The sequence below is a fragment of the Kitasatospora albolonga genome (genome assembly GCF_039535905.1).
GTDB lineage: Bacteria > Actinomycetota > Actinomycetes > Streptomycetales > Streptomycetaceae > Kitasatospora > Kitasatospora albolonga.
The window spans coordinates 65,990-81,496 of sequence record NZ_BAAAYB010000138.1 but is presented as its reverse complement, the minus strand read 5'-3'; the positions used below and the strand labels follow the sequence as shown (position 1 = coordinate 81,496).

The window sequence follows — 15,507 nt, the reverse complement described above, 5'->3', positions numbered from 1 at the left end:
TTCCGTGCTGTTCGTGCGGTTCGTGCGGTTCGTGCTGTGCGTCGAGCCGGGTCAGGCTCCCGCTCCCACCGCGGCCGGCAGTCCGGCCTCCAGGTAGCGGAGTTCGCCGCGCTCGCGCGCGTCGAGCGCGGCGGCCAGGCGCCGCAGCCGGTTGGGCGGGAGCAGACCGGCGGCCTCGTCCAGGGTGACGAAGCGCCAGCCGCGCAGCTCCTCGGCGGGCAGCCGCAGGGCGGCCCGGGCAGTGGCGTCCAGGTGGCCGCCGTCGTACATCAGCCGCAGACCGCCGCGGCGCGGACCGGTGCGCGGCTCCCAGTCGACGGCGAGCAGCCGCAGCGCGGAGGCCTCCAGCCGCAGGCCGAGCTCCTCGACGGTCTCCCGCAGGGCGGCGTCGGTGGGGGCCTCACCACGCTCGACCACGCCGCCGGGGAACTCCCAGTCGGGCTTGTAGACCGGGTCGACGAGCAGCACCCGGTCCTGGTCGTCGAAGAGCAGGACGGCGGCGGCCACGGTGTCGCCGGTGGAGTCGGCGCTCTGCACGATCGGGCAGCGCGCGGTGCCCTGCTCGACCAGTTCGGCGAGCCGTTCGGCGGTCTGACGGGGCGTCAGTCCGGTCGTGTCCACCAGGTGGGCGTCCCGGCTGAGCCAGCGGCGGGCGGCACGGTACTGGGGCAGGTGCTCCTCGCACCAGCTCCGCAGCCGGGCGCTGGCGGCCGGGTCGTCGGGGCACTCCTCGCGGGCGGCTATCCGCTCGCGCAGGACCGTTTCGTCGGCGTCCAGCACCAGGTGGTGGACGGCCAGGCCGCGGGCGGCCAGCGCGCCGAAGATCTCGTCCCGGTAGTCCTCGCGCAGCAGCGTCATCGGCACCACCAGCGGCCCGGGCACCTCGGCCAGCAGGGCCGCCGCCACCTCGGGCACCAGCCGCCGCCAGGCGGCCAGGTCCTGGAAGTCCGAGACGGTGGCCATCCGGTCCGGCGGCAGGATGTGCCGCAGGCCGTAGCCGACCAGCTCGGGGTCGTAGAGCACGCTGCCCGGCAGCAGGCCGACCAGTTCCCGGCAGGCGCTGGTCTTGCCCGCGCCGAACGTCCCGTTGACCCAGACGATCACGTTTCCCCCGCCCTTCGCCGGTCGTGCACCGGCCCTCACCTCCCGGTCGTCCCCCGCCCGGACCCGGCCCATGCCTGCCCGGTCGGGCGACCGTCGCTTCCCGGCCGTACGGCATGTGTCAGCCGCACGCGCCAGCTTCCTGACCTGTTCAGGGCAGGCACGCCTGCCCACCGGGCCGGGAGCTCAGTCCAACTCGGGCAGCCGCTTCTTCAGCACCTTGCCCATCGCGTTCCTCGGGAGGTCGGGCACCAGCACCACCCGCCGGGGCCGCTTGTGCACGGAGAGCCGTTGCGCCACGAAGGCCGTGAGCTGATCGCCCGTCACCGAACCGTCGGCGACGACGTAGGCGACCACGGTCTGACCGAGGTCCGGATCGGGCGCACCGACCACGGCCGCGTCGGCCACCGCGGGGTGGTCGCGCAGCGCGGCCTCCACCTCGCCGGCGCCGATCTTGTAGCCGCCGCTCTTGATCAGGTCCACCGAGGCCCGGCCGACGATCCGGTGGAAGCCGTCCGGCTCGACCACCGCGACGTCCCCGGTGCGGAACCAGCCGTCGGCGGTCCACGCCTCGGCGTCCGCGTCCGGCCGGTTCAGGTACCCCGTGAACAGCGTCGGCCCGGCCACCTGGAGCTCGCCCACGCTCTCGCCGTCGGGCTCGACCGGTCCGCCGTCCTCGCCGACCAGGCGGGTGCGCACCCCGTCCAACGGCAGACCCACGCTGCCGGGGCGGCGCTCGCCGTCGGCCCGGGTGGAGACGGTGATCAGCGACTCGGTCATCCCGTACCGCTCGATCGGCGCGTGGCCGGTCAGCGCGTGCAGCCGCTCGAAGACCGGCGTGGGCAGCGGGGCGCTGCCGGAGACCAGCAGCCGCGCCCCCGCCAGCGCGCGGGCCGACGGCGCGTCAGCGGTGACGCGGGACCAGACGGTCGGCACCCCGAAGTAGAGCGAGCCGCCCGCCGCGGCGTACGCCTGCGGCGCGGGGCGGCCGGTGTGCACCAGCCGGCTGCCGGTGCGCAGCGCTCCCAGCACGCCGAGCACCAGGCCATGGACGTGGAACAGCGGCAGGCCGTGCACCAGGGTGTCCTCGGCGCTCCACCGCCAGGCCTCGGCCAGCGCGTCCAGGCCGGCTGCCACGGCGGAGCGCGGGATCACCGCGCCCTTCGGGGCGCCGGTGGTGCCGGAGGTGTAGAGCACGAACGCGGGCCGGTCGGCGGGCGGTTCGGCGTACGTCGCGGCCGAACGGACCGTCAGGTCCACCGGCAGCGCCTCGATCCCGTCCACCGGCGCGGCGCCCGCGGCCTGCGCCAGCAGGGCTGCGCCCGAGTCCCGGAGGATGTGCTCGCGCTCCTTGGGCCCGGAGTCCGGCGGCAGCGGCACCACCGGCACCCCTGCCAGCAGCCCGCCCACCACGGCCACCACGGTCTGCGCGCTCGGCGTGGCCAGCACCGCCAACGCGGGGGCCCCGGCCACCCGGTCGGCCACCGCGGCGGCGGCACCCAGCAGGTGCTCCCGGGAGAGCGGATGACCGTCGATCACCAGGGCGTCGGCGGCATCGCCGTACGCACCGTCCAGTGCCGTCAGGAGTCCCATGGCCCGGACTCTACCGGCGTGCCGTCACCCACCAGCCACGAGGTGCGTCCCACCGACCCACCGACGGACGGCAGGGCAACACCCCAGGGGCGCGAGGAACTGCGCGAGCCCGGAAGGCAGCCCACTGCGAGATCGGGGCAAACGAGCCAGCTGCACGCACTGCCGTCCCCCACCGCGCAGTTCCCCGCGCCCCCACAGGCCACTCCCATCCGTCACCGACCCACCGACAGACGGCAGGGCAACACCCCAGGGGCGCGAGGAACTGCGCGAGCCCGGAAGGCAGCCAACTGCGAGATCGGGGCAAACGAGCCAGCTGCACGCACTGCCGTCCCCCACCGCGCAGTTCCCCGGCTCCCTGACGTCAGAGGCCCGCCATGCCCCGGCCGGCGGCCTCCGAGCACTGTGGGTTCCGGCAGGCGCCGCCCCGCCAGGTGTGCAGCCGACGGCCTTCGGCGTCCACCGTCTCCCCCGCGTACTCCGCCTCGACGGCGGAGTTGCAGCGGGCACAGGTGAGGTGCCTCGGCTTGGTCGCGCCGGTCTGGAGCTCTTCCATCGGGATGCCATCCACTCTCCGCTCGGGCACGCCACCGAGCGGTCGTCGTCCGGTCGTACCGCCATCGTCGGGCGGGCGGCGGCGGCCCGTTCACGGGGCCGCCACCCGCCCCGGGGCATCCGTCGGATGAACGCCGACCGGCTCCTGACCACCCGTCACCCCGCCGACCTGCGGTTCCTCCGTCAGCGGGTGCTTGACACGGCGGCGTTCTGCACAGCACCGGGGAGGCCCGCCGTGACACCACGGACCTCGCTGGCCGCCGGCGGTCCACCGTGCTCAGCGGGCGAGACCGCCGAGCACCGTCAGCAGCCCGGCCGTGGTCAGCGAGCCGGGCGGGCCCGGCACGGGTTCGAGGACCGTCAGGGTGGCGGCCTCGGCGAGCAGTTTCGGGCCGCAGCCCGGCCAGGCCGCCGGGCGGACCGTGCGGCCGGCCGGGAGCCAGTCGGGCAGCACCGGGCCGAAGGAGCCGAGCAGCAGCACGAGGTCGCTCTGCCGGACCGCCGACTCGGCCGCGTCGCGCAGGTCCGAGGCGCGGTAGCACCACTGGTCGGGGTGCTGGCCGCGCAGGGCCGGGAACCTGCGGCGCAGCACCGTCAGGATGTCCCGCACCTCCTGCACGGGAGTGCAGGGCGCGGTGACGAAGGCCAGCCGCTCCGGGTGGCGGTGCGATCCGTTCGGCCTGCTCCACCGTACCCACCGTCAAATCCTCGGGGTGGCCGGGGAGCACGACCCGGGGCAGCCCGGTGCCGTAGGCGCCGGTGCCGGTGCCCACCAGCAGCAGCGTCTCGCCCTCCGCGAGGCGACTGTCGGCAGTCCGCCGGGCCTGGACGGCGGCGGAGCAGCCGGCGGACCGTCCGGCGGCGAGCGGACCGACGGCCGGCGGCGGCAGGACCGACGGACCGTCAGGCGCGCCGGCCGGACGCGGCCTCGGGGTGGTGACGGGCGGCCAGGCCGCGCAGGGGGCGGGCGGTCCGGGCAGCAGGACCCGGCGGGTGCGCAGCGCCGCCGTGAAGCCGAGCACCGCCCGGCGGGCCGCCCCGGCGAGGCGGGCGGGCGCGGCGGCCGCCAGGCCGACCGGGCGGCCCGCCGGGTCCAGGTAGGTGGTGGCCAGCAGGCCGGGGCGGCCCTGGTGCCGCTCGGCCGGTTCGGCCGCGCCCCGGGGCACGACCGGGCCGGTCGTGTGCGGGATGCCGAGCACCTCCAGCCAGGCCGCCAGCAGGGGCGCGGCCGGGCAGTGAACGGTGCCCCGCGCCGGGTGGTCGAACGCGGTCACCACGGTGACCTGGTCCGTCATGGCGCCTTCCGTTCGGAAGAACTCCGTCCTCGTCGACCGGTGCACGTGCCGTCTCCGTCCTTGGTCCGATGGCCGGACACCCCGCCCGGCACACCCCGTGATCTTCGGAATCGGACCGGCCCCGGATCGTCTCCACCCAGGGGCGCACGGTGGTGTGCTGACGGAGCGTCGGAGCGCTCGCCTCGACGGCCCGTGCGCCCCACCCGTCACCAGTGGCTCCCCCGGCCCGGGCGGGAAAGGCATTGCCGCCCGGGATCCCGGCTGGGAGAGTCGCGCGGGTGAGCGACGAACCCGAGGACCTGGTGCTCGAAGGCGGCCTGACCCCCGAGGAGGCGGTCGAGCTCGGCGGCCTCCTCGACGACCTGTTCGGCATGGTGGTGTCCGTGACCGTGGAGGCCGAGGTGCCCGTCCCCGGCTCGGCGGAGCGACTCGCACGGACGGTCCGGGCCCGGATCGGCGAGCCGGGCTGCCGGATCCAGACGGACTCCGACGGCCTCCGCGCCCTGCTCGGCCCCACCGGCCTGGACCGCGACGACCCTCTGGGCGCGCTCGCCACCGCCACCGCCACCCTCGGCGGCACCTGGGAGGCCCCCGTGGTCACCGACACCGACCTGGGGCAGGTGGCCCACGCGTCGCGGCGAGCCGAAGACGGCCCCGACGGGACCGGCACCACCCGGATCCACGTGTGGACGGGCTGCGCCTACGCGTTCACCGCGTACGCGGAACAGGAGGCGAGGCGGACCCCGCCCCCATGACCGCACGCCCCACCACCCGCCATCACCCGACTCGCCGTCCCCCCTCCCTCCGCCTCACCACCTCCGACTCCCTCCCCACCTCCGACTCCCCCGGTCAGGGCCGGAAGCCCCCCGTGGAGCGGGAGTTGAGCAGGTGCGAGGCGTGCGGGCTGCGCCGGTGCGGCAGCAGGGCCGCCCGCATCGCGGCCTGGGCCTCGTCGATCCGACGGGACCGCAGCCCGGTGCGCAGGCTCAGGAAGCGTTCCCAGGCCAGGCAGGCGGCGTCCAACTCCCCCGCCTCGAGGTGGAGTTCCCCGAGCCGGGCGAGCACCAGCGCCTGTGCCCGGGGCTCCTGGGCCGGCCGCAGCCGGGTGGAGAGCCGCAGATCGCTGAGGGCCCCGGCCCGATCGCCGATGCGCTGCCGCACCTCGGCCCGCTGGTGGGCCAGGGCCGCGGCGTTGTAGCCGCCGATGCTGGGCCACGGGCCGGTGGCCCGGTCGAGCTCCCGCTCGGCCTGCCGGATCGCCCCGACGGCCTCCCGGTGCCGGCCCACCGAGGCGCGGGCCAGGGCGAGTTGACCGTGCAGTAAGGCCAGCGTGCGCGGGTCGGAGCGGCCCGCCACGGACAGTGCCCGATCGGCCAGCCGGAGCGCGGCCTCGTGGTGGCCGAGCCGGTGCGCCTGCACGCTGAGCGCCCGCAGCACCAGGGCGAGGGTCTTCGGTTCACCGCTCTCGTCGGCGAGTTCGGCCGCCGTGAGGTACCAGCGCTGGGCCGTCCCGTTCCGCCCGTGGTCGAGGTGCAGGAAGCCGCCGAGGGTGACCAGCCGGGCACAACTGCCCAGCAGCGAGCGGCGGGTGACGGGGCTGGCGCTGAGCCGCAGCCAGGGCAGCGCGACGCTGGTGGTGAAGCCGCTCAGGGCCCGGAGCACGGTGCCCGAGCCGGTCAGGTGGTCGCTGTACGAGAACTGTGCGGTCAGCTCCTCGACACAGGCCACGTGCCGTCCGCCGAGCCGCTCGCCGCCGCCCTCCACCGGGCGCCGGGGGCGGACCACCCCGGGCCTCGGCGGCAGCAGCTCCAGGTCGGCGGTGCGGTACACCGCGGCCCCGGCCCGCAGCAGCCCCGGCGCGTACCGAGCCTCCGCCCCGTCCCCCGACGTCCCGTCGGAGGACGCCCCGTCGGACCCGACACCTCCCGACCCGAAACCTCCCGCCCCGGCCCCGGCCAGCCCGGCCTCGACGGGGTCGACCGGCCGCCCCAGCCGCCGGGAGAGCGCCTCGGCGATCAGCAGCGGCACCGGCGGCCTGGGCCGGGTACCGCTGAGCCACTGGCTGACCGAGGCCCGCTGGTAGTGCAGGCGCAGTCCGCTCTCCCGCCCGACGGCGTTGACGGCCCGGGCGAACTCCTCCCCGGTCCAGCCGGCCTGCGCCAGCAGCAGGCGCAGGGCCACGTTGTCCTGGGGTGTTCGGGGCATGGCGGCCTCCACTGTTCGACCTGCCGGGCGGCGGGGTGCCGATCCCGTCATGCCCGGTGGAACGAGCCGGTGAGCGCCCAGCGAACGGTGGTTCATCGGCGCAGGGGAGCACGCGCTGGTGGTGCGCCGCTCCCTGCACTCCGCGCTCGCCCCGCAGAAGCGTCGGTGCACGACCTCTTGACGGCGCGCCAGTCTTGACACACCGCTCCCCCCGGACCACTGGAGTCGTCCCCCGTCCCACCCGATGCATCAGAGTGGCCCGGCCGCCACGTGCCGGAGCCCGCGCCCCGCACACTCCGGGGCGCCGCCACGACAGAGCCGAGGAGATCGGTGTGACGCACCATCTGGCCCGCCGGATCGAGCGAGCCTTCGACACCCTGGACCGGGCGGCGGCCGACGCCCTGTGCGCCCCGCACTACCGCGAGCACGGGGCCGTGACCGACCCCGGCCCGGCCGACCGGCTCGGCGCCGTCCTCACCGGGCTGCCGCCGGACTTCCGGTACGGCCTCGAACTGACCCTGTGCGAGGGCGAGCTCCTCGTCCTGGTCGGCGTCTGCGAGGGCCTGCCCGGCGGCCCGCTCGGCGCGGTCGACCTGTTCCGGGTGCACGACGGCCTGCTGGTCGAGCACTGGGACGCCCTGGGCGCCCTGCCGGAGCGGCCCTTCGCCCCGCTCCATCTGCGGCGCTACGAGATCCCGGCCCCCGATTCCCATCGGCGCCTCACCGAACGGGCGCTGGCGCTGCTCGGCGCCGAGGCGAGTTCGCGTACGCCGAGCGGCTGTGCGGCCGGTTCGGCGCACACGGGTACGGACCGCGGCAGCTGCGGACCGGCACCCGGCGGCTGGAACGGACCGTCACCGACGGGGACCAGGTGCTGCTCCAGTCGACCCTGGCCACCGCCACGGGCCCGCGCACCGAGTACCGCCTCTACGACCTCGGCCGGGAGGACGCACCGACCTGCTGGCGGCTGACGGCCCCTCAGGCCCCGGTGCCCGGGGTGTCCGGGGTGTCCGCGGTCCCGCACGGTGACCTCCGGCCGCGCCCGGACGCGGTCCTGACCCACTGACCCACCAGCCGGCCGGACCACCGCCCTACGGCCGGGCCCTCCGGGAAGGGCCCGCTCGCGGGAACGGCGGAGCCCCCGCCGGAGCGTGACGCTCCGGCGGGGGCTCCGGGTGCCTGGAGGCGGGCTCAGCCCTTGCGGGCCTTCACCTCGGCGGTGAGCTGCGGCAGGACGGCGAACAGGTCGCCGACCACGCCGTAGTCGACCAGCTCGAAGATCGGGGCCTCGGGGTCCTTGTTGACGGCCACGATGGTCTTCGAGGTCTGCATGCCGGCCCGGTGCTGGATCGCGCCGGAGATGCCCGCCGCGACGTACAGCTGCGGGGAGACCTGCTTGCCGGTCTGGCCGACCTGGTTGGTGTGCGGGTACCAGCCGGCGTCGACGGCGGCGCGCGAGGCACCGACGGCCGCGCCGAGCGCGTCGGCCAGCTCCTCGACCACGCCGAAGCCCTCGGCGGCACCGACGCCGCGGCCACCGGAGACCACGATCGCGGCCTCGGTCAGCTCCGGGCGGCCGGAGGAGACGCGGGCGGTGCGGGCGGTGACCTTGGCGGCCTTGCCGGTGAACTCGACCGCGACGTTCTCGACGGCGCCGGCGGCCGGGGCGGCCTCGGGGCTGGTCGAGTTCGGCTTCACGGTGATGACCGGGGTGCCCTTGGAGACCTTCGACTTGACCTGGAAGGAGGCCGCGAAGACCGACTGGGTGGCGACCGGACCGCCGTCGCCGGCCTCCAGGTCGACCGCGTCGGTGATGATGCCGGACTCGAGGCGCAGCGCCACGCGGGCCGCGACCTCCTTGCCCTCGCCGGAGGAGGTGACCAGGACGGCCGCGGCACCGGAGGCCTTGGCGATCTGGGTCAGCGCGTCGACCTTGGGGACGACCAGCTGGGAGGTGAACTCGTCGGCGTCGGCGACGTACACCTTGGCCGCACCGAACTCGCCCGCCTTGGCGGCGATGTCGGCGGCGGCGGCACCGGCGCCCAGGACGACCGCCGAGGGTTCGCCGATGCGGCGGGCCAGGGTCAGCAGTTCGAGGGCCGGCTTGCGGACCACACCGTCGGCGTGGTCCACGAGAACCAGGATCTCAGCCATGATTTCTTGCTCCTGATGGATCGTGGGGCACTAACGGGTGGTCAGATGAACTTCTGCTCGGCCAGGTAGGAGGCCAGCGCCTTGCCGCCCTCGCCCTCGTCCTTGACGATGGTGCCGGCGGTGCGGGCCGGGCGGGCCGCGATGGCCTCGACGGCGGTCCAGGAGCCGGCCAGGCCGACCTCGTCCGCCTCGATGCCCAGGTCGTCCAGGTCCAGCGACTGGACCGGCTTCTTCTTGGCGGCCATGATCCCCTTGAAGGAGGGGTAACGGGCCTCGCCGGACTGGTCGGTGACCGAGATCACGGCCGGCAGCTCGGCCTCGAGCTGCTCGGTGGCGGCGTCGCCGTCGCGGCGGCCCTTGACCGTGGTGCCCTCCAGGGAGACCTCGGAGAGCAGGGTGGCCTGCGGGACGCCCAGGCGCTCGGCGAGCAGGGCCGGCAGGACGCCCATGGTGCCGTCGGTGGAGGCCATGCCGCAGACGACCAGGTCGTAGCCGACGTTCTCCAGGGCCTTGGCGACGATCGCCGAGGTGCCGATCACGTCGGTGCCGTGGATGTCGTCGTCGTTCACGTGGACGGCCTTGTCGGCGCCCATCGACAGCGCCTTGCGCAGCGCGTCCTTGGCGTCGTCCGGGCCGACGGTGAGGACGGTCACCTCGGCGTCGCCGTGGGCCTCGGCGATGCGGAGCGCCTGCTCCACGCCGTACTCGTCCAGCTCCGACAGGAGGCCGTCGACGGCGTCCCGGTCGGTGGTGGTGTCGTCCGCGAAGCGACGGTCACCGGTCGCGTCGGGCACGTACTTCACACAGACAACGATCCTCAAGCTCACGGCCTGTCTCCTGTACTGGTCTCGTCCGGCGGCAGCGGCCGCGCGAGTGGATGCGAACACGCCACGCACCCACTCCGGGCAGCGGATTCCTGTGCCCGTCCGGAACTTGCTGGCAGCATACTCGCGAGTAGCTTAGCCGTCACTACTGGCCAGTAGCTTAGCTCTGCCGCAGTCCGGCCGGGCGCTCCGCACCCCGTGCCGCCCACGGCCCGGAGGGCCCAGGACGACCGCACTGCCGTCTGCGCCCCATCCTGCCCCAGGCGGCGCCGCGTACCCCCTGACGGGGCGGCCGATCCGCTGTGAGATTGAACGAGATCGGACGGTATTGACAAGATCCACCCGAGCGGACGGGGGCTCGGACCGTCCGTCAGATCGCCTCGCCCAGGGCGGCTATGACGTCCGCGCGGCGGGGCTGGCCGGAGGCGCGGCGGACCACCCGGCCGGCCGCGTCCAGGACCAGGACGGTCGGTGTGCGCAGGATGTCCAGCCGGCGGACCAGGTCGAGGTTGAGCTCGGCGTCCACCTCCACGTGCGCCACGCCCGGCACCATCTGGGCCACCTCGCCGAGCACCCGTTTGGTGGCCCGGCAGGGCTGGCAGAAGGCGGTGGAGAACTGCACCAGGGTGGCCCGCTCCCCGAGCTCCGCGCCCAGCTCGTCCGCCACCAGCACCTGCGAGGCGTCCTTGGTCCGCACCTTCACCCTCCCGTCCCACCGCTTCCTCGCCAGGCCGAATCCGCCCGCGAGCACCAGCACTCCGACGCACACCCACAACCCGGTCACCGCACCAGTGTGCGGCATCTCACCCGGAAGGGGGCCACGCCCCCGGCCCGGGGCCGCCCGCGACCACCTGCCGGACACCCCTGGGCCGCACCCGCCGCCGGGCGTACGATCCGGTCCATGGACTCCGCCCGTCTGACCCGCCGTCGAGTGATCGACCTGTGCCGGGTCACGACGAGCCACTGTCGCTGAGACTCCGTCAGCTCGCAGTCCGTTCCGTCACCTCGGAGTCCACGTGCAGATCGACCCGCGCGGGCCGCGCTTCGCCGCCGCGCTCACCTCCCTCGTCCTGGCCGCCGTCCTGGTCACCGGCAGCTGGTGGCCGCTGGCCGCCCAGGCCGCCGTCTTCGCCCTCTCCCTCGCGGGCCGCTCCCCCTACGGATGGCTCTACCGGGTGGCCGTCCGCCCGCGGCTCGGCCCGCCGGCCGAGCTGGAGGACGACCGCCCGCCCCGCTTCGCCCAGGGGGTCGGCCTCGCGTTCGCCCTGGTCGGCACGGTCGGGTACCTCGCCGGAGCGCCCGTCCTGGGCCTGGCGGCCACCGCGGCCGCGCTCGGCGCCGCCTTCCTGAACGCGGCCTTCGGCTACTGCCTCGGCTGTGAGATGTACCTCCTGCTGCGCCGGAACCAACTCCGCCCCGGCGGCTGAGCACCCGCGATCCCGCCCGCCGCGGCGGCCACGGTGCGGACCGGCGTGACATCGACCCCCGCTTCGGGGGATCATGCGCCTGTATCACCCCGTGGCCACCGCGGCGTGCCCGCCTCCGGTCGGCCCCACCCGCACCCCGGGGCCACCCGACCGGGCCCAGGCCCGCTGGAAGTAGGGCTGACCGTGGCAGAGTTCGTCTACCCGCCGGTGATCGCGGCGGCGCTGACCGCCTTCAGAGCGCTGGACTGCCGGATCGAGATCGTCGGCGCCGAGCACATCCCCGCCGAGGGCGGCGCGGTGCTGGTGAGCAATCACATCAGCTACCTGGACTTCCTCTTCGCCGGCCTCGGCGCCTTCAAGGGCGGCAGGCGCAAAACCCGCTTCATGGCCAAGGACGACGTCTTCAAGCACGCCGTCTCCGGCCCGCTGATGCGCGGCATGAAGCACATCCCGGTGGACCGCGCCGACGGCCAGCCCGCGTACGAGGCGGCGGTCAAGGCGCTGCGCGAGGGCGAGGTGGTCGGGGTGTTCCCCGAGGCGACCATCAGCCGCTCGTTCACCCTGAAGAAGTTCAAGACCGGCGCGGCCCGGATGGCGGCCGACTCCGGGACCCCGCTGCTGCCGGTGGTGCTCTGGGGCACCCAGCAGCTGTGGACCAAGGGCCGGCCCAAGACCCTGACCAAGCGTCACGTCCCGGTCACCATCATGATCGGCGAGCCGATCGTGCTGACCCCCGAGGACAAGCCGGTGATGGTCACCCGGCGCCTGCGGGCCGCGATGACCGAGATGCTCGACCGCGCCCAGCGCGAGTACCCGGGCAAGCCGGCCGGCCCGGACGACACCTGGTGGATGCCCGCCCACCTCGGCGGCACCGCTCCCACCCTGGAGCAGGCGGAGGCCGAGGACGAGGCGGAGGCCGCCGCCAAGGCCGAGCGCCGCGCCCAGCGCTGACCCCTCCGGGCGGGGCGGGCCACCGGATCCGTTCCGGCGGCCCGCCCCGTCGGCTCAGAAGGGCCACCACCGGCTCCGGGACTCCTCCGCCGCGGGCGAGTGCGGCCGGTCCCGCCCTCCGACCGGCCGGAGCAACCACCGCAGGAACGCCCACAGCCGCGCTCCCCGTCCCTGACCCTCCATCACGCCACCCCCGCAGTAGCTCCGTCCGTGCTCCGACGGTATTCCCGGAACGTCTCCGACCTGACACGGCCGGGTACCGGTCCTGCCCCGGGAGGGCGGAATCTCGCCATCCTCATCCCGCCGTGCATGAGCTCCCCCCACCGGGGCAGCGATTGCGGACAGTGTCCTGACGAACTGTCGGCGGAGGTGACGGCCCGTGTCAGCGTGGTGCGAAGAAGAGGAGACGGCCCGGTTCCTGGCCGTCTCGGCGGAATTGACGGGCCACACCGAGGGCGAACTGCTCGCCACCGGCCGGGCCGCGGAGTACCGCGCGGTGGCCCTGCGCGAACTCGGCCCCGAAGGGCTGCGGCAGGTGCTGCGGGACGGCGCCCGCCCGGGTGCGCCGCTGGACGGCGCCCGGGCGCTCGCCCTGCTCTGGTACACCGGCAGCTGGGCGCTGGGCGGCGGGCTGCCCGTCCCGGTCTCGGCCCGGGCGTACGAGGCCGGGCTGGTCTGGCGGGCCGTCGGCACCCACGCCCCGGGCGCCGGGGCGGACGGCTTCGGCGGCTGGTCGCAGCCGCCGGTGCCGGGGGCCCGGCCGTGAGCGCCGGGGCCGCGGACCGGCACTACGACGTGATCGTGGTCGGCTCCGGGGTGGCGGGCTCCCTGGTGGCCGCCCGGCTCGGTGCGCTCGGCCGGCGGGTGCTGGTGCTGGAGGCCGGGGCCCGGCCACCCGGTACGGCCGAGCTGCTGGCGGCGCAGTCGGCCGGGCCGCTCAAGCTGCCGACCCTCGCCTTCCCGCAGACCGCCGGCGCGCCCTGGCCGGAGGTCACCGACCCGCCCGCGCCCGGCGGCTACCTGGTCCAGGCCGGACCGCTCCCGTACGGCAGCGGCTACCTGCGCGCCACCGGCGGCACCGGGAACGTCTGGACGGGGCTGGCCCCGCGGATGCTGCCGGAGGACTTCCGCCCCTCGCGCTACGGCCGGGGGCGGGACTGGCCGCTGGACTACACCGCCCTGGAGCCCTGGTACCGGGAGGCGGAGCGGGAGTTGGGCGTCTGCGCGGACGTCACCGAGCAGCGCGAGCGGCTCGGCCTGGAGTACCCGGACGGGTACGTCTACCCGATGCGCGCCCTGCCGCCCAGTCACCTCGACACCGTGATGGCCTGCAAGCTGGACACCCGCAAGGTCACCGACCCGGTCACCGGGGAGCTGGTCGAGCTGCGGGTCACCGGCACCCCGCAGGCCCGTAACGGGCTCCCCCACCCCGGCTACGACCGCGGCCGCGGCTTCCTGCCGCAGGGAGCGGACGGCCGCCCCGACCCGGAGAGCCGCTGCCAGGGGCACGCGTCCTGCATCCCGCACTGCCCCTCGGGCGCGAAGTACACGCCGCTGCGCACCCAGGGCACCTGGGCCCGCTCGGTGACCCTGGTGGAGCAGGCCGTGGTGAGCCGGGTGCTGGTGGACGGCACCGGCCGGGCCACCGGCGTGGAGTGGCTGGACCACCGGGGCGAGGTCCGGCGCCGCGCCGCCACGGCCGACGTGGTGGTGCTCACCGCGCACGCCGTCGAGAACGCCAAGCTGCTGCTGCTCTCCGGTCTGGCGAACCGCAGCGGCCAGCTGGGGCGCAACCTGATGGACCACCCGGTGCTGCTCACCTGGGGCCTGATGCCCGATCAGACCGGCCCCTACCGGGGACCGGGCTCGACCTCCGGTCTGGAGGGCTTCCGCACCGGGGCGGGCCGGGCCCGCCGCGCCGGGTTCCGGGTGGAGATCGGCAACTGGGGCTGGGCCTGGGCCGCCGGCGCACCCTCGGGCGAGATCGCCCGACTGCTGCGCGAGGGCGGGCCGGACGGGCGCGGGCACTTCGGCCCGGAGCTGCGGGCCGCCGTGACGGACCGGATCGGCCGTCAGTTCGCCCTGCAGTTCGAGCTGGACCAGCCGCCGGACCCGGCCAACCGGATCACCCTGCACCCGACCCTGCGGGATCCGCTCGGCCTGCCCCGCCCGGTGGTCCGCTACGACGTCGACGCGTACGTCCGGGACGGCATGGCCGCCGCCGCGGCCGTCTCCGACCAGCTCTTCGCCCTGCTCGGCGCCGAGGACCACACCGACTACTCGCCGGCCGCCCTGTGGCCCGGGCGCTTCGAGCGGGACGGCCGCGCCTACGCCTACCGGGGCGCCGGGCACGGCGCGGGCACCCACCTGATGGGCCACTCCCCCGCCGACTCGGTGGTGGACCAGTGGCAGCGCTGCTGGGACCACCCCGGCCTGTACGCGGTCGGCTGCGGCTCGATGCCCTCGGTGGCCACCTCCAACCCGACCCTGACCATGGCCGCGCTGGCCCTGCGCTCCACCGAGCGGATCGAGGCCGAGCTGGCCGAGCGCGACCGCCCCGCCACCGTCTCGCCCACCGGAGTGCCCCGATGAGCCCCCTGCCCCTGCCGCCCGTCCCCGAGCCGTACCGGGTGCCGTTCCACTACGGCGCGCTGCACATGGTCGGCCTGGACTTCCTGGTCGACCCGGGCCCGGTCCGCGCCCTGCTGGGCAAGCACCACCCGGCCCTGGCCGCCGCCGAGTTCGAGGGCAGCGCGGTGGTCTCCGTCAACTACCAGCTGTACTTCGCGCAGTACCCGGGCGGCGGCGGCATCACCCAGGAGATCGAGGTCAACCTGCTGGCGCACCCCGTCGGCGCGGCCGACCGGCTCCCCGAGCTGACGTACCGCCAGTACGCCCACGGCTGGGAGCGGACCGGGCTGACCGGCATCGCCCGGATCCACGTGCTCTGCGACAACCCGCTGGCGATCGACGCCGGCCGCCGCCTGTACGCCGAACCCAAGTACCCGGGGAGCTTCGAGTCCCTGATGCCCTCGCCGAACGGGCCGGATGACGGCCGCACCTGGCGGGTGGACTGCCGGGACGGGAGCGGGCCGCTGCTCTCCTTCGAGGTCGACCTGACGGACCGTCCGTCCACCGTGGTCAACCACACGCCGATCACCGGCTACGGCACCACCGCGGAGGGCCGGGCACTGGCCGGCCCGATGGCGGTCCACCACCCCGGCACCTGGTACGACCTGGAGGGCACCGGAACCCGCCTGGCCCTGCACGCCCCCGGCTCCCCGGTCGGCCAGGACCTGGCCGCCCTGCTCGGCGACACCCCGGCCACGGCGGCCTGGGCCTACCAGTCGCCCCCGGTCGCCGCCCACCAGCGGCCCTACTACCTGCCCACCCGCTGACGGGAGG

General features: G+C 75.4%; 15 protein-coding genes. 7 read left to right on the top strand and 8 right to left on the bottom strand.

The window, feature by feature from the left end; all coding sequences use genetic code 11:
- Nucleotides 1-51: 51 nt before the first annotated feature.
- The 4 genes from ABD946_RS33830 to ABD946_RS33815 form a co-directional block, all read right to left on the bottom strand.
- A complete protein-coding gene (locus ABD946_RS33830) occupies nt 52-1,104 on the bottom strand; it encodes an NUDIX domain-containing protein (protein ID WP_345289476.1) in 1,053 nt (350 codons plus the stop codon).
- Nucleotides 1,105-1,287: 183 nt separating this feature from the next.
- Complete coding sequence (locus tag ABD946_RS33825; protein ID WP_345289475.1) at nt 1,288-2,694, bottom strand: acyl-CoA synthetase; 1,407 nt, start codon at nt 2,692-2,694, stop codon at nt 1,288-1,290.
- 361 nt (nt 2,695-3,055) lie between these two features.
- On the bottom strand, nt 3,056-3,247 hold the full coding sequence (locus tag ABD946_RS33820; RefSeq protein ID WP_345289474.1) for a hypothetical protein: 192 nt from the start codon (nt 3,245-3,247) through the stop codon (nt 3,056-3,058).
- Nucleotides 3,248-3,523: 276 nt separating this feature from the next.
- The gene (locus ABD946_RS33815) at nt 3,524-3,856 is read right to left on the bottom strand and encodes a hypothetical protein (protein ID WP_345289473.1); all 333 of its coding nucleotides are present in this window, start codon (nt 3,854-3,856) and stop codon (nt 3,524-3,526) included.
- A 963-nt stretch (nt 3,857-4,819) separates the two neighbouring features.
- On the opposite strand from ABD946_RS33815, the gene ABD946_RS33810 reads away from it, so the two are divergent.
- Nucleotides 4,820-5,296 (top strand): hypothetical protein, encoded by a 477-nt coding sequence (locus tag ABD946_RS33810; protein WP_345289472.1) that lies wholly within the window; start codon nt 4,820-4,822, stop codon nt 5,294-5,296.
- Between the two features lie 94 nt (nt 5,297-5,390).
- Here the strand turns inward: ABD946_RS33810 and ABD946_RS33805 are convergent, their stop codons facing one another.
- Nucleotides 5,391-6,746, bottom strand: a complete 1,356-nt coding sequence (locus tag ABD946_RS33805) for an NsdA family TPR-like regulatory protein (RefSeq protein ID WP_345289471.1) — start codon at nt 6,744-6,746, stop codon at nt 5,391-5,393.
- Nucleotides 6,747-7,078: 332 nt separating this feature from the next.
- Between ABD946_RS33805 and ABD946_RS33800 the strand changes: the two genes are divergently transcribed.
- A complete protein-coding gene (locus tag ABD946_RS33800; RefSeq protein ID WP_345289470.1) occupies nt 7,079-7,717 on the top strand; it encodes a nuclear transport factor 2 family protein in 639 nt (212 codons plus the stop codon).
- A 220-nt stretch (nt 7,718-7,937) separates the two neighbouring features.
- Here the strand turns inward: ABD946_RS33800 and ABD946_RS33795 are convergent, their stop codons facing one another.
- The 3 genes from ABD946_RS33795 to ABD946_RS33785 form a co-directional block, all read right to left on the bottom strand.
- Entirely contained in the window at nt 7,938-8,900 is a 963-nt protein-coding gene (locus tag ABD946_RS33795) for an electron transfer flavoprotein subunit alpha/FixB family protein (protein WP_345289469.1), read from the bottom strand.
- Between the two features lie 41 nt (nt 8,901-8,941).
- The gene (locus tag ABD946_RS33790; RefSeq protein ID WP_345289468.1) at nt 8,942-9,727 is read right to left on the bottom strand and encodes an electron transfer flavoprotein subunit beta/FixA family protein; all 786 of its coding nucleotides are present in this window, start codon (nt 9,725-9,727) and stop codon (nt 8,942-8,944) included.
- 367 nt (nt 9,728-10,094) lie between these two features.
- Complete coding sequence (locus ABD946_RS33785) at nt 10,095-10,508, bottom strand: TlpA family protein disulfide reductase (protein WP_345289467.1); 414 nt, start codon at nt 10,506-10,508, stop codon at nt 10,095-10,097.
- A 232-nt stretch (nt 10,509-10,740) separates the two neighbouring features.
- Between ABD946_RS33785 and ABD946_RS33780 the strand changes: the two genes are divergently transcribed.
- The 5 genes from ABD946_RS33780 (at nt 10,741) to ABD946_RS33760 (ending at nt 15,500) form a co-directional block, all read left to right on the top strand.
- Nucleotides 10,741-11,151 (top strand): DUF4395 domain-containing protein, encoded by a 411-nt coding sequence (locus ABD946_RS33780; RefSeq protein ID WP_345289466.1) that lies wholly within the window; start codon nt 10,741-10,743, stop codon nt 11,149-11,151.
- 183 nt (nt 11,152-11,334) lie between these two features.
- On the top strand, nt 11,335-12,102 hold the full coding sequence (locus ABD946_RS33775) for a lysophospholipid acyltransferase family protein (protein WP_345289465.1): 768 nt from the start codon (nt 11,335-11,337) through the stop codon (nt 12,100-12,102).
- A 379-nt stretch (nt 12,103-12,481) separates the two neighbouring features.
- Nucleotides 12,482-12,868 carry a hypothetical protein gene (locus ABD946_RS33770; RefSeq protein ID WP_345289464.1) on the top strand — a complete coding sequence of 129 codons (387 nt, stop codon included), beginning with the start codon at nt 12,482-12,484 and terminating at the stop codon, nt 12,866-12,868.
- Nucleotides 12,865-14,694 carry a GMC family oxidoreductase gene (locus ABD946_RS33765; protein ID WP_345289463.1) on the top strand — a complete coding sequence of 610 codons (1,830 nt, stop codon included), beginning with the start codon at nt 12,865-12,867 and terminating at the stop codon, nt 14,692-14,694. Before ABD946_RS33770 ends, ABD946_RS33765 begins: the two co-directional genes overlap by 4 nt.
- The gene (locus ABD946_RS33760) at nt 14,691-15,500 is read left to right on the top strand and encodes a hypothetical protein (protein WP_345289462.1); all 810 of its coding nucleotides are present in this window, start codon (nt 14,691-14,693) and stop codon (nt 15,498-15,500) included. The genes ABD946_RS33765 and ABD946_RS33760 overlap by 4 nt, the downstream gene beginning before the upstream one ends.
- Nucleotides 15,501-15,507: the final 7 nt, after the last annotated feature.